This window comes from Vallitalea pronyensis, assembly GCF_018141445.1.
In the GTDB taxonomy this organism is placed as follows: Bacteria; Bacillota; Clostridia; order Lachnospirales; family Vallitaleaceae; genus Vallitalea; species Vallitalea pronyensis.
In genome coordinates, this window is the sequence record NZ_CP058649.1 from 4,761,114 (window position 1) to 4,782,773 (window position 21,660).

A 21,660-nucleotide genomic window follows, 5' to 3' on the forward strand; every position below is an offset into this window, starting at 1 on the left:
TTATGCTTCTAGCTTCTATTCGTACTTTCTTTTATGTAAAAAACCGCGATGATAAGCTATCTTAATAACAATCCATGACACAATAAAAGCAATCACCACACTCATTAGCACATCCGAAGGGTAATGTACCGTTAGATATACTCGAGAAAGCAATATGCCTGTCGCTAGTAACAAAATGGGGACATAGATTTTCCAGTCATCCACTAAAAATAGAATAACAAAAGCCACTGAAAAACTGGTAAGGGCATGTCCTGACGGCATGGAAAAACTGTTTAATTTATTGATGATTATATCCAAGTTCAATGCATCATATGGACGAACTCTGCCTATGGCGTTTTTGAGTATCAACTCACCTAATATGATGTTGGTTAACAGTACGATTAATGCAATTATACCCACTTTTCTATACTTTTTATTGATTATCAAAAGGATACAAATCACACCCCATATAATACCTGCATCCCCTAAATGGGTAATGAAGGACATTATATCGTCTAATAATGGTGTCCTCAGATGGTTATATGTGTACTGAATAATATTTTGGTCTAGATTATTAATAAGATCAAAAATACGCATCACCTGCTTTTCTCTTTATTTTCCATTAACTTTAACATGTCCTTACTATTAGATAAGAAAAAGAGTTAACTCCTTATAAGTTAACTCTTACATTATAACGCATATTTATATAATTTTCCATGGATTAGTATACTAATCTCATTATTTTTCTTTTCATGTTGTTGCTCTCCATCAACTCAATAATTTATTTCCAATACATCCCTTACCTGCTTAAGCGTATCCGCCGCAATATGCCTTGCATAAACACTACCATCTTTTAATAAGCTTAACAATTCCTGTTTATTTTTCTCTAAACGCAATCTTTCTTCTCGTATAGGTGTAATGATATCTACCAACACTTGAATAAGTCGTTTCTTAATGACCACATCACCAAGCCCACCTCGTCGATAATCTTCTTTCAATACTTCGACCTCATCCACCTGAGGATCAAAAGCATCCAAATACATAAAAACCACATTCCCCTCCACATGACCAGGATCTTCAACACGAATATGCTTAGGGTCCGTATACATCTGCATGACTTTCTTACGAATCTCATCATTACTATCACTTAAAAAAATAGCATTCCCCAAGGACTTACTCATTTTACCCTTTCCATCTATCCCAGGTAAACGCTGAACCTTTGACAATAAAGGCTTACACTCACATAAAACCGCCTTATCAAAATGATGGTTAATACGCCTGACAATCTCATTGGTCTGCTCAATCATAGGCAACTGATCATCCCCTACCGGAATCAGATTCGCCTTAAAAGCCGTAATATCAGCAGCCTGACTAACCGGATAACACAAAAATCCCGCCGGAATCTGCTGCCCATACCCTTTCTGCTGCATCTCACTCTTCACCGTAGGATTACGCATCAAACGAGACAACGTCACAAAGTTCATATAATACATGGTCAATTCTGCAAGCTCTGGCACAAGAGACTGTATAAAAAAACGATTCAAATCAGGCTTTAATCCCACTGCCAAATAATCCAACATCACCTCCAACACATTCTCCCGAACCTTCTGAGGCGTAAGAGCATGATCCGTCAAAGCCTGCGTATCCGCAATCATAATAAAACTTTCATCAAACTGCCCCTGTATTTCCACACGCTTCCGTAGCGACCCCACATAATGCCCAATATGCAATTTCCCCGTAGGCCTATCACCCGTTAACACAACATCCATCCATACCCCTCCTTAACAACTCTCTATAAACCTAATCTCCTAGCTACACCCCGTAGTAGCGACCTACCTATACGTCTTACTAAAAATTCATCTCGACTATAAAAAAATGTTTTATAACGTAACATAATTATCTTATATGCATGTCATCCATATCCACATAGCATCCTAATACGGCACCCTAACCAACGTAGCCAAGTAGATGTATATTAAGCTATAAATATAGCGACTTTTAAATGGTTGCATAGAACACCTTAGTGAATGAAAATAAAAAGGCGTTAAGAACCTTAAGTGTCTGACCAACGGGAGTTCTTAAGGTTTAGTCCTATTTATTTTCATGAACTTAGATGTTCTGCAACCATTTAACAGAAGCTAATTTATAGCTTAATATACAGCTACGCCGTCTTGCACCACCATCCCCCTCATCCTAACACTAAACCTAAACCTACCCCCAACTAAATCTGAATAGGCATATCATGAGCCTCCAAATACTTCTCTATAGACTCCACATCCTTATCCCCTCTACCCGATAAATTAATCACCATCACCTTATCCTTACTCAAAGTAGGCGCTAACTTCATCGCATAAGCTAAAGCATGCGAACTCTCAATAGCAGGAATAATACCCTCTGTCTGAGTCAAATATAAAAACGCCCTTACAGCCTCATCATCTGTCACCGCTTCATACTTCGCCCTACCCGATTCCTTATAATGTGCATGCTCAGGTCCTACACCAGGATAATCAAGCCCTGCCGAAATAGAGTACACCGGACTAATCTCACCATCATCATCTTGAACATAGAAAGTATTCATCCCATGAATAACACCTTCCTTACCAAGTGTCATGGTTGCCGCATGCTGATCTGTATCGATACCTTTACCAGCTGCCTCTACACCAATAAGTGCCACTTCTTCGTGTGGATAGAACGCATGAAATAACCCAATAGCATTACTACCTCCACCGACACAAGCAATACAATAATCCGGTAAACGTCCCTCTTTATCCTTAACTTGTCGAAGGGCTTCCTCTCCAATAATCTTCTGGAACTCACGTACCATAGTTGGATAAGGATGTGGTCCAACTGCTGAACCTAAGAGATAAAAAGTATCTTCCAATCGATGCACCCATGTTTCAAAAGCCGCATCCACTGCATCACTCAAGGTCATGGTTCCTTTCGTTACAGGCACCACCTTAGCCCCTAATAATTCCATCCGAAACACATTTAATTTCTGACGCTCTATATCTTCTTTTCCCATATAAATTTCACATTCCATGTTGAACATGGCCGCTGCTGTTGCTGTCGCTACACCATGTTGTCCTGCTCCTGTTTCTGCAATAATTTTCTTCTTACCCATACGCTTTGCTAATAAAATCTGTCCTATAGCATTGTTAATCTTATGAGCACCTGTGTGATTAAGGTCTTCTCGCTTAAGGTATATCTTAGCACCACCCAATTTTTCCGTCATATTTTTTGCAAAATATAAAGGTGTTTCACGTCCTACATAATCTTTCATATAGTGAAGATACGCTTCTTTAAATGATGGGTCTTTTATGGCCTCATGATAGGCTTTCTCTAATTCCGATAACGCATGCATAACTGGCTCTGGTACATATTGTCCTCCAAATTTTCCAAATTCATGTTTCATCTTATAACTTCCTTTCTCTAATGGATTAATTAAATAGACCTTGAAAGTGTCTTAGATATGTTAACCTATCTCATTGTTATAAAAGGGTACAAAAAAACACTTCATCCATTTATTGGGACGAAGTGTTACTCGCGGTACCACCCAACTTTAAGCACTTATAATATCTAGTCGATATCACCGATACTTCTCATGCATAACTTTCTCCTAAAAACAAAAAATCTCCGTCTAATTAGGACGAAGTTACATCGTTATGCCACCCAAGCGCTTAACTTTTTTCAGATACGAACATATCCTATCCTTATAACGTAGGAAAAACGGTACAAGCTACTAACTGCATAAGCGTTCACCATACTTCTCATGAATCCATTCAGAATCATTGTCAATATCAGGTTTCCACCAGCCCCGACTCTCTATAATCACAATTAATTCTTACTACTTTCAATCATCGAATTTAATTATTAAATTACTGTTATTTTACACCATCTAGAATAGCGTGTCAACTGTAAAATCATTTTTCCATAACAATCCACTTGTAAGTATAAACCCAAGTGACATCATAAAGGGGCTATTTAGCCCCTATATGGTCTTTATCTTCTTCTACCTACTAACCGTAATACAAAAATAAATAGATTAATGAAATCCAAATACAGTGTTAGTGCACCTCTCACAGCGATATTGCCTTCTTTTGAACCACCTTCACTGACACTATAAGCATAGTACTGTTTCATTTTCTGCATATCATAAGCAGTAAGACCAGCAAAAATAACAACCCCTGCGATACTGATATAATAGCTCATTTGACTACTACCCATAAACATGTTAGCAACGGTAGCAATGATGATACCTACAACACCAATAATTAAGAATGAGCGAAAGGGTGTTAAGTCCGTTTTCGTAAAAGTACCATATAATGCCATAACACCAAAAAGAGCTGCTGTTATAACAAAGGCAGTTGATACAGATTCCCCTGCATACAATCTAACAATGATGGATAAAGTCACTCCATTAATGAAAGAATATAATAAAAATAAGGATACTGTTTTCTGATAAGTATACTTCAGCGCATTCTTACCAATTACCACAACTAAGATAAACTCAAATACAATTAAACCAATATAAATCACTGGATTACTGTACACAAAACTCAATAATTGATCCGATCCAGCTACAAAATAAGCTGTAGCGGCGGTTGTTAAAAGTCCTAAGAACATCCACATAAATACTTTTGATAAAAATGCATTAAGTCCTTGTACGGACAAAGTGCGGTCTTCCATATAATCCCTCCTAGGTATAATATGTCTAAAACTAGACATGATATGTATCGTCAAAATTCTTTTAATTGGTATACTGAACTATCTTCTAATTATTTTAACATATAAAGTCCCTTTCGACCATACAAACTTTCATGGCTATAGAAAGCATGTGATTAGTCCTTACACAAAAAGGTAGCCCTGTAAGCTACCCCATCATGATACTTCTTAATTGCTTTTAATGAGTATTTCTTGCATGGACTTTCCACAGTAAGGACAAAATACAATTTCTTCACTAAAGCCCTTTAAACTGCTTGCACAATAAGGGCAAAAATGCAGCATTTTAGATTGGCGTTGGTCTTGATCTAGAAAACTAATTTTTTCTTCATATTCACCAATTCTTCTTAAACTATCCTTCAATGTAAACATGGAAATGGGTGTATGAAGCACACCATCCACCGTATCTTCTAACTGCTCTCTATTGACAGTTCCATTGGATGATAATAGACACTTGCTCTCAGGGATGCTGCTCTTGATATCTTTAATCAATTCATCACCTTTGATTTTTCGCATAATATAATTCACAATAACAAGATGAGGTTCAAATTGTTCTGCTTCATAAATTGCATCAAATTCATCTGCCAATTCTACATCATAGCCTAGACCGTTTAACATATCTTTTAATATAAGACTTTCAAATCTTGAATCGTTAACTAGAAGTGCTCTTTTATCCATATTAATCGCTCCAATTTTATAAAAGTTCTTTTTACCCACATACATATAGTATAGCACACTAAATGGCATATTATTAGGGTATTTTTTCAAATTATGATAAATTATTGGTTTATTTTATTGTTATTTCTTTTAGCAACTTAATGGCTTCGTCAATTTTTTCAGAAGGTATACCACGGTAGGATAAAATCATAATGGGATTCGAATCTTCCCTAGGTGCTATACGGTATTCGGACATACTAAACAACAGCATAGCCTTATGATAAGCCATTTTAACAATTTCTTGTTCCGTAAGTGACGTCTTGATGGTTAGCAGCAAATGTAACCCTGAGTCCATACCACCAATGGTAACGTGTTCATCCATGTATGTTCTTACAGCTTGGATGATGGCTGCATTTTTTTTCGCATAATTTTTTTTCAGCCGTCGTATATGCTTTTCAAACATACCTTCTCCCATAAATGTTGCTAAAGCTAACTGCTCTGTTTTTGATGTGGTTTGGGTATAACGGTATTTGTTCTGATGATATAAATCAAACAGCCCGTTGGGTAAGATCATGTAACTAATGCGAATGGCTGGTACAAGTACCGTGGAAAAAGAACCCAAATAAATCACACGATTATCCTTGTCAAAGCTTTGCATAGAAGGTATTGGTTTACCGGAATACCTTAACTCACTGTTATAATCGTCTTCAATGATGTAGCCCTTATTGTCACTGGCCCATTTTAGTAATTGTATCCTTTGGTCAATGGACATGACCATACCTGTTGGGAATTGGTGTGAAGGACTTACATAGCACAGTTTCGCTTGTGATTGTCTTAGTACTTCCAGATTAAGCCCTTGGGCTTCAACAGGTATTGGTACAATGTTAAAATCATTGTGGATAAATATATTCTTTGCTCGGTTAAAGCCAGGGTCTTCAAAGGCACATTCTCTGATATGCATTTGTTTAAGGAGTGTACTGAGAATGTTTAATAAATACTGTCCACCACTACCGACAATGATCTGATGAGGTTCAGCTGTTACACCTCGGGAACGTCTCAAGTATCGGACGATTTCCTGCCTTAGCTCTTCCTCTCCTTGAATGTGATTGGCTTTATAGAGTTTATGGGAATCATAATTAAGAACCCTGTTCATGTACTTTCGCCATAAATTAAAGTCAAAATTATGTACCTCTACGTATTCATTTTTGAAGTCGTATTGAATAGAGTCTTCTATACGGGCTTGGGGATGACCTACTACTTGGGTTTCTTGGTGATTGACATATGTTTTATCAAAAGCGCTCACATAATACCCTTTTTGAGGTAAACTATAGAGATATCCTTCAACCAGCAACTGTTGATAAGCATTTTCTATGGTTGTTCGACTAATGGCCAAACTCTTGGATAGTCGTCTAATAGAGGGTAGTTTCTCATCTTGTTCTAACCGTCCCTGTATAATTTCCTCACGGATATACCGATACAACTGCACATAGAGTGGCTGCCCATTTTCCATACCCAAATTTGGCATTAAGTCCATCATCCATATTCCTCCTTCCAAACTGTCCCTTTTGTTTTATCTTAAACTGTCACTTTCAATATATCCACTCATATCTTATAGTATATATAAAACAATGTGAAAAGGCAAGGTGATTTCTACAAATGAACACACAATATAACGGCACAGACCGCTTGCTCATTAAAATAGTCTATACAGGACTTATGACAGCCCTTGTGCTTATAGCTACACTGTTTTTTAAGGTGCCCGTACCATTTACCAATGGTTATGTCCATCTTGGGGACAGTATGATATTTGTTGCTGCTATACTTTTAGGTTGGAAAGGTGGTGCTTTTGCAGCAGGGGTAGGCTCTGCTTTAGCTGATATACTTGGTGGATACCCCCACTGGGCTCTTCCAACCCTCATCATAAAAATTCTTATGGGTGCCATCATCGGCTTATGCGTAAGCCAAAAAAACCGAAAAGGCATGTACACCCTTCTAGGGGTTATTTTTGCAGGTAGTTTTGCTGGGTTTAATGGGTTTCTTCACTATATCTTAACAAAGGATGTAAAAAATGCCTCTAAAGTGAGTGACTTTGTCTTACAAGAGTTAGAAGTTTCATCCCACGGTGAATTACTTCAATTGACGGATAAAGTTCAAATGCAATTATTAGTGGTGACATTGCTTATTCCTTTGAGTATTTTACTGACATCGTTTATCATTGCCAAATATAATCATATAAAATTCAGACCATCTTATACGTTTAGCTTTGTGATTGCTGGTACTATCATGGTATTTGGGTATTACATAGCCTATTATTTGATGATAGGCAATTATATTATACCGATTTTTTCTATTCCATGGAATGTGGTGCAATTTGTTGTTGGTTTATTGATTGCTGAAATTGTGATTGCTGGGCTTCGGAAAGCGAAGGCTATTCAGTAGAGGGTATTATATAAAAGATTTTGGGTAAGCTTTATGGGTTTTGAGTTTTAGGGTGTGCCAAGGGTTCAATAATGGAAAACTACTTTTGTAAGCTTTATTGAGTTTTTAAGTTTAAGATAGTACCAGGGGTAATGCAAAACTATTTACCAAGTTTTATGGAGTTTTTGAGTTTTTGGGTAGGACCAGGGGTATATAATAGGTTTAACTTGCCTTTCCTTGGGGGGCTAGCCGGTCTGCGTTAAACCTATTATATACCCCATTTTCTCTCATACGTGTTTTTTGATTAGTTGTTCCTTTTGGTGATAGGCTTTTCTAAATATCTTGGTAGAGTCCTTTGATGTTAAGTTTTAATGAACTATTAAATTACCTATTTTATTTATCTCGAACCACTAGTGTCAATATGCTTCTATATCCTCTAGCCTACAAAACAAAGGTAATATAGTAGATTTAGCGCAGACCGGCTCGCCCCCCAAGGAAAGGCAAGCTAAATCTACTATATTACCTTACCCCTAGCCACTATTTCCCCACTAAAAAAAATTTTACTAATGACGCCACAACAAATAAAGCGATAAGAAATCCTATCATTCCTTATCGCTTACACTTAATAACACTATGTACATACGTCACTTAACTAAAATACCCACTGTATATGATATACCCATGTATAATCAGCATGGTTAGATTAATACCTATCCCAATGTGAGCAAATGTCTTGAAGGTATCTTTTGATGATTCACCAATTAAGCCGTGAAGGATACCAATGACACTTACAAGGGTTCCTAAGATGCCCATAATACCTATACCGTAAACAACTGCCTTATGACCTCTGTCTGCAAAGGCTGACATACTTACAGCAGCTAGAAACAGAATGCACGCCAGTATACCCAGCACAAAGGATACGATACCAAATCCTGATTGTTTTTTGCTATTAAGCCGTAACGTTATTTTTCTATCATCCATCTTTCATCTTCCTACTTTTTATTATATGAACTATTTATCGTGGTAAGCTAAGTCCCCTTGAGGAAACAGGTATAGAAAAGCCTGCATAGTTTATATACCATATAGCCAATAAGTCCACCAAGTGTATTTAAAATAATATCATCCACATCAAAACGGCCTACAGAATATCGATATTGCGTGATTTCAACAATAAAACTCATCAAACCACAGAATATGGTCGTAATGATCATCCACCTGGCCCATCGCCACAAAGTGGGTACAAAAAATCCTAATGGAATAAAAGCAAGTATGTTCCCTACAATATTGGTTATGGAGACATTCATAATCACATGGCGATATTTAATATAATTTTTAATGGTTCTAAAGGGTACTAAATTATAGTCTTTCACACCACCACTTCTGCCATCAAAAAATAACAAATCTATTAATAACATTAAGTAAAGAGCAAATAATATATAACCGATTAATAAAAATACTTTATGCTTCATATTTGAATCCTTCGTTCTCATTGAAACCCCCAGCTTCTATTGTGCCTATCTGACTTTTAAACCTACGTGTTATTATACCACACCACCCTAACATTAACCAGTATAGGGTGTAGAAATTTTAATGGCATCAACGGATTTATTCATGAAGTATTTTTGTGAAGAAACTTTGTTCGAATGACGGTGATGATGGCAAGGGTTGCAGGAATAATGCCCAGCATGAAGTTAGCTATATAGTTATAATTAGCTAATTGATTAATCGAATCCATGATATCGTCAAACATGGTAAGTGATAATAACAGTACAAAAATGCAGATGGGTGTGACGATAAATTTATAGTTCTTGACATAAGCAAGTTTTTTAACACCTTCACAAGCAACTAACACATACAAAGCAATTTTCATAAAATCTCCCATGATAAAAGCTATGGCTGGTATAATTTCTATACGCTGTAACACTTCACCAATACTGATACGACTTATGGCCGCATAAACAGGGAAATAACTACTCATGTATGCAAAATGACCAAGTTCAACAAAGGATACCACAAGCATGACAGATACGAAGATGCCCCCGATGAGTAAGCCACCAACGAAGATACGATAGATATCTTTCTCTTTTTTTATCATTTTGGTATTTAAAATAACCATAAAAACGATGATTTCAGCAAATGGGAATGTGATAGCACCGTAAGCCGACTCCAACACAGGTCCCCACCCATTGGCCAAAACAGGTTTAAGGTTATTTACTTCTATCATGGGAAACATTAAAATAACAGTGATTGCTGACGTAATCAATATAAATATCACAAAATACTCAGACCAACGGCCCATAACTTCAATGCCTTTCTTTAATGCGGATATGACAAGCACCATGACCATAGCACCTATAATTACATTAGGGGTTGCTTCAAGACCCACTGTGTTTGTGAAAACAACAAAATCGATCAGAATATAAGCACTAACATATAAACTGTATAAGACATAGAATAATACGATGATACTTCCTAACCATCTGCCCATGGTAATAACTAAAATATCATACAAATTTTTACCTGGATATTGCGATAAAATCCAACTGTACAACAATGCAAATAACACACCCACACCTAAAGCTAATATGAGTGCAATCCATAAATCTGACTCTGCTTCTTTCGCTGCTCCAAGAACCAGTGTTTCGGACATGATCAATACAATTAATCCCATTCCTTGTCGATTTGTTATTACATTTTTCATATATTCACCATCCTCTAACCGCCATCATAGCCGACTATCCTATCATTTTATTTTTACTATGATGTTTTTGGAGCTTTTGATGAATAAGAATAGCAAGGGTTATGATGATGGGTAAGATAACTTGCATAAAAATAGCTAACACATTATAGTAGGGTACATGATTGACCACATCCATCATATCATCAAAAGTTGTAATGCCCACAATGAGGACCAGAATACTAATAGGTGTTACCACAAAACGGTAATCTTTAAGGTTCATTACTTTACGGATACCTTCACAACCAGCTAATACATAAAGGGCAACTTTCATAAATCCTCCTATGATAAAACCTACGGCTACAATAATCTCTATTCGCTGAAGAACATCGTGAATACTAATACGGCTAATGGCTGCATATATGGGAAAATAACTTCTGGTATAAGAAAATTGTCCTAATTCATTAAAAGCAACCACGTGGGCTAAAAATACAAATAAACCACCCAGTAACAACCCACCTATAAAAATATAATAGATATTTTTCAAGTGCCTAACAGATTTGGTGCTGAAAATAAGCATGAATACGACAATCTCCGCAAAGGGAAATGCAACAACACCATAAGCCCCTTCTAATATAGGCTGCCACCCATTAGCTAAAACGGGTTGAAGATTATTGGCCTCAACCATTGGAAACATAAAAATGATGGTGACGATGGATATGGGTATGATGATTCTAGTAAAAAACTCCGACCATCTTCCCATGACTTCAATGCCTTTTTTTAAGGATCCTATAATAAGAACAGTTATTAAAGCTGCAATAATTATATTAGGAGTATACACAAGACCCACTGTACAAACAAAGCAGGACATGGTTACAAGTACCAGCGCCCCTACATACAATGCATATACCAGATACAATACCCCAAGAACACTCCCCACCCATTTACCAAATACGGTTGTTAAAATATCATATAGATTTTTACCTGGATATGCTGATAGAATCCAGCTGTATAAGGTTGCAAGCATGATAACAATGGCTAGTCCCAATAAAATGGCTATCCATATATCCGACTTTGCTTCTTTAGCTGTTCCTAGAACAATTGCATCAGCCATAAATATAATAATCATACTCATCCCTTGTCGACTTGTTATCACATCTTTCATTGATTCACCATTCCCACACCCAAATCCATCATGCTTGAATGGATTTCTTTTTTTGTATCAAAAGCTTAATTTCTAAAGCAATCCATACAAATAAGGGTAAAATAATCTGAAAAAATAACGCATAATACTGAAAGGTTATAACGGCAGTAACCATCTCCATAATATTGTGAAACGTTGTCAAAGAAGTAATCATAATCAATAATCCCAGTGGTGTCACCAATAAACGATAATCTTTTAAATTCATTATAGCAGCAAGGCCATTACTGCATGCTAATACACAGGCTGATATCTTAATAAAACCACCAAGTAAAAAAGATACCGCAATGACAATCTCAACACGTTCTAAAATATCATGGACATTAATACGGCTTACAGCTGAGTAAATGGGGAAATAGCTGCTTGTATAAGCAAACCCGCCTAAGGTTAGAAAGGCTGCAATATCCGTAATAATGATTAAAGTACCACCTAATAACAATCCCAATAAAAAAACTTTCTTAATGTTATGATGACGAATAACATCTTTTGTACCAAAAATCATGGTAAAAATAACAATTTCGGCGAATGGAAAAACCAAAACACTCAAAGCACCGTCTAGAACTGGCTTCATGCCATCTGCCAAGATAGGCTTTAAATTGTTCACTTCAACCATGGCTAACATAAATGGAATAATAATAAGGAGAATAGGATATAAAATACGAATAAAAAATTCTGACCATCTCCCCAGAACCTCCACTCCCTTTTTAACACCTATAATAACAAGGACTGTAACACAGAAGGATAAAATCTCTACAGGTGTGAACTCCAGACCAATGACACTTATAAACATGGTGAAATTCACCAAAACCAAAGCTGCAAGGTAAAAGGTATAGAGAATATATATACCACATACGAAACGACCAATGATTTTACCAAATACAGCTAGCAGGATATCGTATAAATTTTTATTTGGGAACCGTTTTAATATACGTATATAGACGAAAACAATTAAAAAAGTTGCGGTAAGTCCAATTATTAACGCAATCCAGATATCATTTTTTGCTGCTTGTGCTGAACCAAGCACCAATGAACTACCAGATATAAACAATATCAGCATACTAATGCCTTGACGACTGGACAGAATTTCCTTTTTCATCTGATCACCACATTTTCTATTTTGGTTCGATATTGAATAAGGTACCAATTACAGCATCAAGACCCTTGGATACCTGTGGCAATGGGACTCCTGCACTGTAGAGTATACTGAGTATGAATGTTGTGCCAAAGAAGATAACGTATATGACCAATTCCTTTGTTTTTTTATTTCGGACTAATGGTACAATTTCTGTCACCCCAATATACGCAAATATAAGGATGACAATTATTATTTGTATATACATTGAATCACCTTTTTCTCATCCATCATGTCACAGATTATATGGATTTTTTTCGATTTCTTTTTTTGGAAATAAGCTTGCCTCGAATGTCTAAATACCACCAGGGTGCTCGAATATAGCTGTCTTTAGCCCCTGATAAATCTTCAATAGAGTTCATGTCCAACATATAGGGCATACCAAAGCTTCGAATGGAGAATAGATGCAAGTATAAATAAATCACGCCAAAAATATAGCCGTATAACCCTAAGAACGATGCTAATAATACAAAAGCAATTCTGATAAATATGGTTGCATTGGCCATTTTGGGCAATAAGAAATTGGATATACCTGTAATACCGATGATGATGATCATAGGCTGGCTAACTAACCTGGCTTGAACAGCTGCTTGACCCACAACAAGGGCACCAACAATACTAATAGCAGAACCACTGTATTTGGAAATCCGAATGCCGGACTCACGTATCAATTCAAAGATAATAATCATCACCAGAGCTTCTAAAAATGTAGGAAACGGAATACCTTGCCGTGCTTCATAGATACTCAGTAAAAGCGGTGTTGGTACCAGTTCTTGGTGGTAATTAATAAGGGCAATATACAATGCGGGTACACTGGTTGTAAGAAAAAATGATAAATACCTTAATAAACGATTAAATGTAGCAAAATAGTAATTTTGATAATAGTCTTCATCCACTTGAAAATATTCAAGAAATAAAAAAGGTGCGGTGATAGCCGTTGGCGACCCATTACATATGATGGCAACACGCCCTTCTAATAACTTGCCACAAACCGTATCTGGCCGTTCTGTACTGTAAAGGGTTTTAAAAAGAGACATGGGTTCATCTGTGATAAACTCTTCTATATAACCCGTGTCTAAAATACCATCAATATCTATTTTATCGAGTCTTCTCTCAACTTCTTTAATGATGTCTTTTTTGACGATGCCATCCACATAGCATATACAAATCTTGGTCTTCGTCACATTCCCAATTTCTCGAAATTTAAATTTCAGATTTTTATTAACGATCCGCCGTCTAATGAGGGCAAGATTGGAATAGATCACCTCATTGAACCCTTCTCTTGGCCCCCTGATAATGGTTTCTGAAATAGGTTCTGTAATATTCCTTGTTTTCCACTCCAACGTATTGAGAATACCTGCATCTGCAAATCCATCGATGAGTAAAATGCTTTTGCCAATATATAGATTCTCAACCAATTGCGTATAATCGCTGCATTTCTTCACTTCATTCACCGTCGTAATACGATTGATGATATATTCCACAAAATCAGGGTTATTTTCATGTTTTTTTAACTTTTCACTCATGAGGGGTTTAAATATATTTTCTGTCATGACTTCATCATTAATCATGCCTTTTACATAAAGTAAGCAAAATTTTTTCCGACTGTTTTCATTTTCAAATTCACGATAGACAATGCTGTCATCATCCACAAAATCGTCCTTAAATAACTTAATACTCTTGCTTAATATCTTGCTGAGGGGTTTGGATTTTTTATTCATCTGATCACTCCTAGCTAAAATTCATCTATTTTTATAGGTTCTGCTGATAATGCTGAACGCTTAATCTTAACATCTACTTGTATGTCAACAGGTAACGTAGGGAACAGTACGTCCCAATCGTCCTCTATTTTTTTCCATACCTTATTTCTATTTCTTTTAATCAGGTCACCAAAACCGAAAATATCGCTATTATACTCTTTTTGTACATGCTCAATGACTTGATTAATCCCTTCCGTTATCTCTTCGGCAGCAGCATCTTCCAAATCTTTTCGGTCTTTTTCGCTTAGAATATCAAAATCTGTAGAGCTTAGTTCGCTAATAGCCACCTCACACTTTACATCTATCTTCATAAGAAGGCTATCCCCATCAACAACAGGTGTCATTTTCGTTGAATTCTTAAGTATTTCCAGGGATACATGACCCAGTCTTTGATTTTCACCAAAGGAATATTCCATGGATAAAGGTTGATTGCCTATTTCATTATCAATGAATAAGTAATATAAGGTTTGTTTGGCTGTTAATTTCCCTACCATATTGGCACCTTTAAACACTGCTGTTCCAGAGATTCTATGGGTCTGTTCCCCATCCACCTCTTCCATGTTTACTAAGGGTATTGCAGGTTCAAAACCCTTTTTAGATATTTTCTCGATTACATTCCATACCGTAGTGGATTCGAATGTACCTATCTTTTTCTGATTCTGTAAAGCGTCATTTAACACCATGCTCACAACCGTATCCTTTGGTTTTTTTAAGAATAGTTGTCCTGCATCTGCATTATTACTTACCAAGATATTCACATCTGGTCGATACTCTGCATCACGCATGGTATAATCCAATATTTCTGTTATACCCTTCATGGCTAGTTTTTCGCTAATAACTAGAACTTTTATATGACTTAAATAAGCCCTTTTTCCATTTTTCTCTATGATCTTACGAATAGCTTGGAATACCGTATCACCAATATCTTCAGAAGCCTTACTTTCAAGCTGACCTTCTTTACTTTCTATGCCAACAACTTCATATGTAAGACGATATTGGTTATCGGGTTTTTGGTTCACTTCATATTCTGTATCGAGTCCTAAACCTAACACAATCTCTATTTCATCAATTTCTTGGTAATTCCAACACCCTGTCAAGCAAGTTACTGCTATGAGTAAACACACTACTACACGTTTGTTCATGTTCGCTTCATCCTCCATAGCCCAATATTTTGCTATTACGTAATTATTACTATTATCCCAAAATATGTTTGTATTATTCTATTTTATTAAAACGACCATAAGGATGGATGCACCAAAAGAGCCGATATATTCACACTTGGAATATAACGGCTCGCATATAAAAATTAAATGTAGAATTTTGCAATCCTTAACTCACTTCGGCACTCTTATCCGCTTCTTTAAGAAGTTGTTCCCGTAATTTTCTGTACTCAATAATAGGTAAATCTGCCTGAAATAATTTTTCCCCTATGTTTAACCTGCTTATGATGGGTCGCTGAGTTTCAACAACTCTCCGGTCCTCGTGAGCTACTTTGATATTAAACTTCATAAATAGCCAATGAACGAGAGGACGTATAAGGGGTATATTAATGAAATTCTGATAAAATCTTAGATAAAGTATGGTATGTTCATCATCGATTGGAACAAATGCACCAACAATCCGCATTTTGGAAGTAATGTAATTCTGCCATAAATTAGGGAATATGAATTCTAACCGCTGACTGCCTTCTGGCTTCTCCTTTAATTCATTAGGCTTTTTAGGTTGTGACCCATCATCCAGTTTATTATACACATACATATAAAATTGATCATCCTTTTTCCAGACAACCTTAGGTCCATCCACCATGGTTTTATTACCTCGTCCTATGGTCTTTTTATGGATGAAGGGGACATGAGCACAGTCTAATTGATTCTCAATGACACGAGAGTAATGTGCTTTCCAAGGGTCCTTCTTGGTGGCATAATGCATACCGTAAAGATTATTGAAAAAGGAAGGTTCCGATTGAATCTTGTCTGTATCACCCCAGAAAATCCATATAAAGCCATGAGCTTCATGAGTGGTATACTTATTCACAAAATAATGCTTTGGAACACTTGCCTCCTTACCATTGGCTGGCACAAGCACACATTTTCCTTCTGCATCAAATGCCAAGCCATGAAATGGACATTGAAGATGATCATGGACAATACTGCCTTTACTTAGTGCAACCCCTCGATGACAGCATTTATCAAATAAACACACGACCTTACCTGCTTTATCGCGCCATAATACAAGTTTTTCATTGAACCTTTTCATCCCGATTGGTTTTTCCTTGATTTCGTCAGATGAAGCGATGACATACCATTGATTACGAATCATACGAACACCCTTTCTAAACGCTTTATATGAGAACTATATAAAAGTAGGTAATAGATCTGTTATAAATGTCATAAACATCCGATAGCTTCATATTACTATAAAATAAGTAGTTTGTATAGTTTATTTATATTAAACCCTACCCTGCAAAATTTAGGAAAATATATTTTGAAGAAATGATTGATATTTTGTCGACTATCTGTTATTATTAGATAAGAAGTACTATTACTTAATAATTAATATTAATAAACTAGATTGGGGGACAGCTTATGTTAAATATGATGAACAGTAAGAAAATGTACAACGCTTATTTATCCGGTGCAAAAGAAGTTATGTTACATAAATCACTTTTAAATAGAATAAATGTTTTCCCTGTTGCTGATGGGGATACAGGCAGCAACTTATTTTCAACCATGCATTCCATTATTAAAGACTCTCAAGTGGATACTTCCGTTAAAGTCACATTAGAATCCATTGCGGACGCCGCTTTAAGTGGGGCTAGAGGTAACTCCGGTATTATTTTTGCTCAATACTTAAACGGTCTAAGCAGTGAAATGGAACACAATTCAACATTAACCATACACAATTTCACCGTGGCTAATCAAAACGCTGTTCAATATGCCTATGATGCCATATCTAATCCCACAGAAGGTACCATGATTACGGTCATCAAAGCATGGGCAGATGCCCTCCATGAATGGCATAAAAAAACCAATGACTTCATTGAACTCCTTACGCATTCTTTTAAAGAACTGGAAACGTCACTCAAAAACACACCTAATCAGTTAAAGGTCTTAAAAAAAGCATCTGTCGTTGATTCTGGTGCAAAAGGTTTTGTTTACTTTATAAAAGGTTTCTTGGAATTTTTAAAAAATGGTCATGAACATGTAGAATTAGATGATTTGGAAGATAACCTTGATGATATTGCCTTTGCAGAACCTCATCATCATGATACCGAAATCCTCTACCGTTATTGTACCGAAGCCATGATAGAAGGTCAATCCTTAGACCACAATACCATCAAATACCAGCTTTCTCATTTAGGTGATTCGTTAATCATTGCTGGTAACAAACGGAAGACAAGAATACATATACATACCGATGAACCTTATAAAGTATTTGATATACTTGGTAAGATATCAAGGATTACGTTTCAAAAAGTAGACGATATGAAAATAGAAAAAGATGTGGTACAAAATAGAAAAAGTGATATCGCATTGGTTACCGATTCCATCGCTGATTTACCTCAGTCCTTTATTGATGAACATCAGATTCATGTCATTAATCTTAATATACTGATGGAGAATACCAATTATTTTGATAAGCTCACCATTAAAAATGAAAAAATATTGGATTATGTGCATCATCATCGCGAACTGCCGACCTCTTCACAACCGAACTATAAAACCATTGAACATTTGTTTTCCTTTTTGCTTACTTATTATCAATCAGTTATTGTTGTTACCGTATCCAAAGAATTAAGCGGTACGTATAACATCATTCACCAAGTCGCTAAAACCTTTGAAAAAACAAATAAGAAAATATCCGTTGTGAATTCTAAGCAAAATTCAGGTGCACAAGGCTTATTGGTTAGAGCATGTGCTGAAGCTATTCGTTCTCAAAAAAGTCATGATGACATTGTGAAAGACTTAGAAAACAACATTGAAAAAAGTAAAATACTCGTAAGTGTTAAAACACTGGATAATATGATTAAATCTGGACGTTTGAGTGTAAAACAAGGTAAGTTGGCTAATTTCTTCAACTTGAAACCCATTGTTACCCTTGACGACCAAGGCAAAGGAACCATTGGCAGTATCGCTTTTAGTGAAAAAGGCTGTTTAAAAAAGCTCATTAAACACATTAAGCAAGTAGACATTCAAGCATACGCCATCGTTCATGCCAACGACTTAACCAGAGCTCAAGCGTATGCTAAGAAATTTGAAGAGATTATAGGCAAAGAAGCACTCTACATTGAAGAAATATCTTCTATTACTGCTATGAATGCAGGGCAAGGTGCTATTGCCATTTCGTATATAGCAAAATAGCAACAAATTAGGAGGTGTTACCATGATTTATTTACAAGCATTTATCATTTTACTGGCCTATTTCTTAATCTTTTTTATCATTGGCCAGATCATCAAGAATAATTCTATCGTAGACATTGGATGGGGCTTGGGTTTTGTGATTTTAGCTGGGTTTATGTATGCATTAGGAGGGACATATACCTTTAGAAGCACCATTATAACGGTTTTAGTTGCATTATGGGGACTTCGACTCACTTATCATCTAGCACGTCGAAACATTGGGAAACCGGAAGATTATCGATACGTTAATATGCGAAAAAGATGGGGAACCAGATATGCCTATATAAAAGCTTTCTTCAACGTGTATTTTCTTCAAATGGCACTTATGTACATTATTGGTTTACCCATTATCATGATTAATCAATCTCAGAATTCCACAACCACAGCTCTTGATTACATAGGTTTAGCTGTATGGGTTATGGGTTATGCTTTTGAAGTGGTAGGCGATTATCAGTTGAAACAATTCAAGAAGAACCCTGCTAACAAAGGGAAAATCATGAACAAAGGACTATGGCAATACACAAGACATCCTAATTACTTTGGAGAGGCTGTCATGTGGTGGGGCATCTTCATCATAGGGCTATCCATTGAACAACCCCTCATCATGATTATCAGTCCAATCACCATTACCTTTTTCCTTCGTTTTGTATCCGGTGTACCATTACTTGAAAAAAAATATGCCGGTCGACCTGACTTCATTGCCTATACACAACAGACAAATATTTTTATACCTTGGTTTCCCAAAAAAACCAAAACATCCATTTAGGGGTATTCTATACAATACCCCCTCTTTGTGGGTGACATATAACGCCATACATGATTGTCTATGAAAAGATTGGAGGTATTTTTTATGCAAATGATAAAAACGTATGTTATCACTTTTTTAGTCTTCATGTCCATTGACCTGGTATGGTTGGGCTTTGTGGCTAAAAAGTTATATCGCAGTCAGATAGGATTTATCATGAAAACCCATGTTAATTGGGTAGCGGCTATTTTATTCTATCTACTCTATATTGTAGGTTTATTGGTCTTTGCCCTTAATCCAGCCCTTGAGAAAAATAGCTGGCAGCATGCCTTATTCCTTGGTATGTTTTTTGGGTTAATTACCTATGCTACTTATGATTTAACAAACCTTGCCACCTTAAAAGACTGGCCACTAGCCATTACCATCATCGACTTGGCTTGGGGAACGACTCTGGGTGGTCTAACCACACTACTGAGCTATCTTATCGTAAAAAGAATAAGCTAATCATGTGTTTACAAAAAAATATAAGAGGTTAAGCTTTAGCTTAACCTCTTTCCTTATGTTATAAGAGAGCAAATGTTATTTGTTACTGTGAAAACCACAATATCTTATATCGTTTAATCGCTATCATTTTCTAGTGACTTAAGCATCTTTTAGGTCAATAAAGCCACTAAACCACTTCTTATAATGATGAGTAGAAGAACAATGACGTTAATCATAATACCTGAAATACCTAAATATTTATTATAGGACCCATAAGCTATGATGCCCAATGTTAAGCCAAGAATACTGACACCGATTCCTGCAATAGGCAGTAACCATAAGATTAATCCTAAGCTTCCTAACACAATGGACAACAACCCTTCTAATTTTCTTTGTTGCATGTGTTCACCTCAAAAAATTTATCCATTAATTTTATATAAACTGTAACACATATATAGACAAGTACATATATTAAATTAGGACAACATATATTAGACTTAATTGCTAGTCAATTAGACGGACAAGTAAAACTTGTCAAGCAAAATCCTCCTCAGAATTGTAAGTAAGGTACAGTGAATACTGTACCTTACTTCAGCGCATTGAAAAACGCTGATTTCTACACGACTACTTCAAACCAAGAATCTTATCGTATACGACGCGATAACAATTCTTGGTTTTTTCCTATGGTTAGAACTAAGCGCTTTTCAAAAAGCTGTCATACAGACCACTTCATCTACAGTATGTATGTCTATTATTTATCGATATAGAGTTCAACGGCACAATAATGATGCACTTCATCATAATTAATCAAACGGAAGCTTTGATATTTTATTTCGCTTAGAATCTCTACATCATCATCTACAACGTAATCGCCTAATTCCATCTCTGTTTCAAATGGAATCTCCTTCTCCACTTGTACTTGTTTTTCTGCTATAAAGTCACCTTCATGTATACTTTCATCCATCCAAAAAGACCTTTTCTCAGCTGGAACAAGCCCTACTTCACAATAAATCACATATTTTATTGAACCTTCTAATTTCAACTTGGATGTATGGTTAAAATGATTGTTAATCTGTTCCTGCTTTTTAATGGTTGTTATGATGGCAATATGACTTATTTCAACAATTTCATCTTCATAATTTTCAATCATAAGTCTCTCTTCAAACTGTAGAAACTTGGATATCTTGGTGCTGAGTTCCTGTTCCTCTACATCTATGGTAATGGTGGAGTATTTTTCACCAACATCTGTAATCATTACTTTTATACGAAACTGTTCCTGCCCAACAAAATCTTTAGTAGGCACATAAGACCAATAACCATTGGTGGTTAATTCCGCTTTACCATGTTCTGGTTCTTTATCAAATGAACACTGAATCTGATCTCTTGATATATTTTTAATGAGAATACGTCCATCCATTCTCGAACCCTGTTTCATAACCATACTATAATTATGAACCTTAATTTTAGTACTCAAATTCTCACCCCTACT

General features: G+C 36.0%; 21 protein-coding genes and 1 other annotated feature. Of the genes, 4 read left to right on the top strand and 17 right to left on the bottom strand.

What is annotated here, in order from left to right; translation table 11 throughout:
• Nucleotides 1-15: 15 nt before the first annotated feature.
• From HZI73_RS19820 to pdxR, 6 genes are all read right to left on the bottom strand, one after another.
• Nucleotides 16-576, bottom strand: coding sequence for a phosphatase PAP2 family protein (locus HZI73_RS19820; RefSeq protein ID WP_246552551.1), 561 nt, complete (start codon nt 574-576; stop codon nt 16-18).
• Between the two features lie 176 nt (nt 577-752).
• Nucleotides 753-1,748, bottom strand: coding sequence for a tryptophan--tRNA ligase (trpS, locus tag HZI73_RS19825; protein ID WP_212695098.1), 996 nt, complete (start codon nt 1,746-1,748; stop codon nt 753-755).
• A gap of 452 nt (nt 1,749-2,200) precedes the next feature.
• Nucleotides 2,201-3,391 (bottom strand): tryptophan synthase subunit beta, encoded by a 1,191-nt coding sequence (trpB, locus tag HZI73_RS19830; RefSeq protein ID WP_212695099.1) that lies wholly within the window; start codon nt 3,389-3,391, stop codon nt 2,201-2,203.
• Between the two features lie 110 nt (nt 3,392-3,501).
• Nucleotides 3,502-3,846 (bottom strand) — a binding site (T-box leader).
• A 132-nt stretch (nt 3,847-3,978) separates the two neighbouring features.
• Nucleotides 3,979-4,665 (bottom strand): Bax inhibitor-1/YccA family protein, encoded by a 687-nt coding sequence (locus HZI73_RS19835; RefSeq protein WP_212695100.1) that lies wholly within the window; start codon nt 4,663-4,665, stop codon nt 3,979-3,981.
• Between the two features lie 204 nt (nt 4,666-4,869).
• Nucleotides 4,870-5,376: a response regulator gene (locus HZI73_RS19840; protein WP_212695101.1), complete on the bottom strand. Its 507-nt coding sequence runs from the start codon at nt 5,374-5,376 to the stop codon at nt 4,870-4,872.
• A 109-nt stretch (nt 5,377-5,485) separates the two neighbouring features.
• Nucleotides 5,486-6,892, bottom strand: coding sequence for a MocR-like pyridoxine biosynthesis transcription factor PdxR (pdxR, locus tag HZI73_RS19845; RefSeq protein ID WP_212695102.1), 1,407 nt, complete (start codon nt 6,890-6,892; stop codon nt 5,486-5,488).
• A gap of 119 nt (nt 6,893-7,011) precedes the next feature.
• Here pdxR and HZI73_RS19850 point away from each other — a divergent pair, with 119 nt between their 5' ends.
• A complete protein-coding gene (locus HZI73_RS19850; RefSeq protein WP_212695103.1) occupies nt 7,012-7,794 on the top strand; it encodes an ECF transporter S component in 783 nt (260 codons plus the stop codon).
• Between the two features lie 627 nt (nt 7,795-8,421).
• Here the strand turns inward: HZI73_RS19850 and HZI73_RS19855 are convergent.
• The 9 genes from HZI73_RS19855 to HZI73_RS19895 all read right to left on the bottom strand — a co-directional run bounded on the left by HZI73_RS19855 (nt 8,422) and on the right by HZI73_RS19895 (nt 16,862).
• Nucleotides 8,422-8,754 carry a DUF6142 family protein gene (locus HZI73_RS19855; RefSeq protein WP_212695104.1) on the bottom strand — a complete coding sequence of 111 codons (333 nt, stop codon included), beginning with the start codon at nt 8,752-8,754 and terminating at the stop codon, nt 8,422-8,424.
• Nucleotides 8,755-8,801: 47 nt separating this feature from the next.
• Entirely contained in the window at nt 8,802-9,263 is a 462-nt protein-coding gene (locus tag HZI73_RS19860; protein ID WP_212695105.1) for a VanZ family protein, read from the bottom strand.
• Between the two features lie 119 nt (nt 9,264-9,382).
• Nucleotides 9,383-10,474 carry a GerAB/ArcD/ProY family transporter gene (locus HZI73_RS19865; RefSeq protein WP_212695106.1) on the bottom strand — a complete coding sequence of 364 codons (1,092 nt, stop codon included), beginning with the start codon at nt 10,472-10,474 and terminating at the stop codon, nt 9,383-9,385.
• Between the two features lie 34 nt (nt 10,475-10,508).
• Entirely contained in the window at nt 10,509-11,615 is a 1,107-nt protein-coding gene (locus tag HZI73_RS19870; RefSeq protein WP_212695107.1) for a GerAB/ArcD/ProY family transporter, read from the bottom strand.
• Nucleotides 11,616-11,643: 28 nt separating this feature from the next.
• Nucleotides 11,644-12,747, bottom strand: coding sequence for a GerAB/ArcD/ProY family transporter (locus HZI73_RS19875; protein ID WP_212695108.1), 1,104 nt, complete (start codon nt 12,745-12,747; stop codon nt 11,644-11,646).
• Nucleotides 12,748-12,763: 16 nt separating this feature from the next.
• The gene (locus HZI73_RS19880; protein ID WP_212695109.1) at nt 12,764-12,991 is read right to left on the bottom strand and encodes a hypothetical protein; all 228 of its coding nucleotides are present in this window, start codon (nt 12,989-12,991) and stop codon (nt 12,764-12,766) included.
• A gap of 34 nt (nt 12,992-13,025) precedes the next feature.
• Entirely contained in the window at nt 13,026-14,504 is a 1,479-nt protein-coding gene (locus tag HZI73_RS19885) for a spore germination protein (RefSeq protein WP_212695110.1), read from the bottom strand.
• 14 nt (nt 14,505-14,518) lie between these two features.
• Nucleotides 14,519-15,685: a Ger(x)C family spore germination protein gene (locus HZI73_RS19890; RefSeq protein ID WP_212695111.1), complete on the bottom strand. Its 1,167-nt coding sequence runs from the start codon at nt 15,683-15,685 to the stop codon at nt 14,519-14,521.
• Between the two features lie 187 nt (nt 15,686-15,872).
• On the bottom strand, nt 15,873-16,862 hold the full coding sequence (locus tag HZI73_RS19895; RefSeq protein WP_212695112.1) for an aromatic ring-hydroxylating dioxygenase subunit alpha: 990 nt from the start codon (nt 16,860-16,862) through the stop codon (nt 15,873-15,875).
• 266 nt (nt 16,863-17,128) lie between these two features.
• Here HZI73_RS19895 and HZI73_RS19900 point away from each other — a divergent pair, with 266 nt between their 5' ends.
• The 3 genes from HZI73_RS19900 to HZI73_RS19910 all read left to right on the top strand — a co-directional run bounded on the left by HZI73_RS19900 (nt 17,129) and on the right by HZI73_RS19910 (nt 20,192).
• The gene (locus tag HZI73_RS19900; protein WP_212695113.1) at nt 17,129-18,904 is read left to right on the top strand and encodes a DAK2 domain-containing protein; all 1,776 of its coding nucleotides are present in this window, start codon (nt 17,129-17,131) and stop codon (nt 18,902-18,904) included.
• Nucleotides 18,905-18,926: 22 nt separating this feature from the next.
• Nucleotides 18,927-19,709 (top strand): DUF1295 domain-containing protein, encoded by a 783-nt coding sequence (locus HZI73_RS19905; RefSeq protein ID WP_212695114.1) that lies wholly within the window; start codon nt 18,927-18,929, stop codon nt 19,707-19,709.
• Nucleotides 19,710-19,793: 84 nt separating this feature from the next.
• On the top strand, nt 19,794-20,192 hold the full coding sequence (locus HZI73_RS19910; protein WP_212695115.1) for a DUF2177 family protein: 399 nt from the start codon (nt 19,794-19,796) through the stop codon (nt 20,190-20,192).
• A 149-nt stretch (nt 20,193-20,341) separates the two neighbouring features.
• On the opposite strand, the gene HZI73_RS19915 is transcribed toward HZI73_RS19910, so the two are convergent.
• Together HZI73_RS19915 and HZI73_RS19920 are read right to left on the bottom strand one after the other, a co-directional pair.
• Nucleotides 20,342-20,572 (bottom strand): hypothetical protein, encoded by a 231-nt coding sequence (locus HZI73_RS19915; RefSeq protein WP_212695116.1) that lies wholly within the window; start codon nt 20,570-20,572, stop codon nt 20,342-20,344.
• A gap of 350 nt (nt 20,573-20,922) precedes the next feature.
• Nucleotides 20,923-21,645, bottom strand: a complete 723-nt coding sequence (locus tag HZI73_RS19920) for an Ig-like domain-containing protein (RefSeq protein WP_212695117.1) — start codon at nt 21,643-21,645, stop codon at nt 20,923-20,925.
• Nucleotides 21,646-21,660: the final 15 nt, after the last annotated feature.

Bases quoted from the DNA above. Each gene is read 5' to 3' on its own strand.
- trpB (WP_212695099.1), bottom strand. From the start codon at position 3,391: ATGAAACATGAATTTGGAAAATTTGGAGGACAATATGTACCAGAGCCA.
- HZI73_RS19850 (WP_212695103.1), top strand. From the start codon at position 7,012: ATGAACACACAATATAACGGCACAGACCGCTTGCTCATTAAAATAGTC.
- pdxR (WP_212695102.1), bottom strand. From the start codon at position 6,892: ATGATGGACTTAATGCCAAATTTGGGTATGGAAAATGGGCAGCCACTC.
- HZI73_RS19855 (WP_212695104.1), bottom strand. From the start codon at position 8,754: ATGGATGATAGAAAAATAACGTTACGGCTTAATAGCAAAAAACAATCA.
- HZI73_RS19840 (WP_212695101.1), bottom strand. From the start codon at position 5,376: ATGGATAAAAGAGCACTTCTAGTTAACGATTCAAGATTTGAAAGTCTT.
- HZI73_RS19865 (WP_212695106.1), bottom strand. From the start codon at position 10,474: ATGAAAAATGTAATAACAAATCGACAAGGAATGGGATTAATTGTATTG.
- HZI73_RS19880 (WP_212695109.1), bottom strand. From the start codon at position 12,991: ATGTATATACAAATAATAATTGTCATCCTTATATTTGCGTATATTGGG.
- HZI73_RS19875 (WP_212695108.1), bottom strand. From the start codon at position 12,747: ATGAAAAAGGAAATTCTGTCCAGTCGTCAAGGCATTAGTATGCTGATA.
- HZI73_RS19870 (WP_212695107.1), bottom strand. From the start codon at position 11,615: ATGAAAGATGTGATAACAAGTCGACAAGGGATGAGTATGATTATTATA.
- HZI73_RS19820 (WP_246552551.1), bottom strand. From the start codon at position 576: ATGCGTATTTTTGATCTTATTAATAATCTAGACCAAAATATTATTCAG.
- HZI73_RS19915 (WP_212695116.1), bottom strand. From the start codon at position 20,572: ATGCAACAAAGAAAATTAGAAGGGTTGTTGTCCATTGTGTTAGGAAGC.
- HZI73_RS19895 (WP_212695112.1), bottom strand. From the start codon at position 16,862: ATGATTCGTAATCAATGGTATGTCATCGCTTCATCTGACGAAATCAAG.
- HZI73_RS19860 (WP_212695105.1), bottom strand. From the start codon at position 9,263: ATGAGAACGAAGGATTCAAATATGAAGCATAAAGTATTTTTATTAATC.
- HZI73_RS19910 (WP_212695115.1), top strand. From the start codon at position 19,794: ATGCAAATGATAAAAACGTATGTTATCACTTTTTTAGTCTTCATGTCC.
- HZI73_RS19890 (WP_212695111.1), bottom strand. From the start codon at position 15,685: ATGAACAAACGTGTAGTAGTGTGTTTACTCATAGCAGTAACTTGCTTG.
- HZI73_RS19885 (WP_212695110.1), bottom strand. From the start codon at position 14,504: ATGAATAAAAAATCCAAACCCCTCAGCAAGATATTAAGCAAGAGTATT.
- trpS (WP_212695098.1), bottom strand. From the start codon at position 1,748: ATGGATGTTGTGTTAACGGGTGATAGGCCTACGGGGAAATTGCATATT.
- HZI73_RS19905 (WP_212695114.1), top strand. From the start codon at position 18,927: ATGATTTATTTACAAGCATTTATCATTTTACTGGCCTATTTCTTAATC.
- HZI73_RS19900 (WP_212695113.1), top strand. From the start codon at position 17,129: ATGTTAAATATGATGAACAGTAAGAAAATGTACAACGCTTATTTATCC.
- HZI73_RS19835 (WP_212695100.1), bottom strand. From the start codon at position 4,665: ATGGAAGACCGCACTTTGTCCGTACAAGGACTTAATGCATTTTTATCA.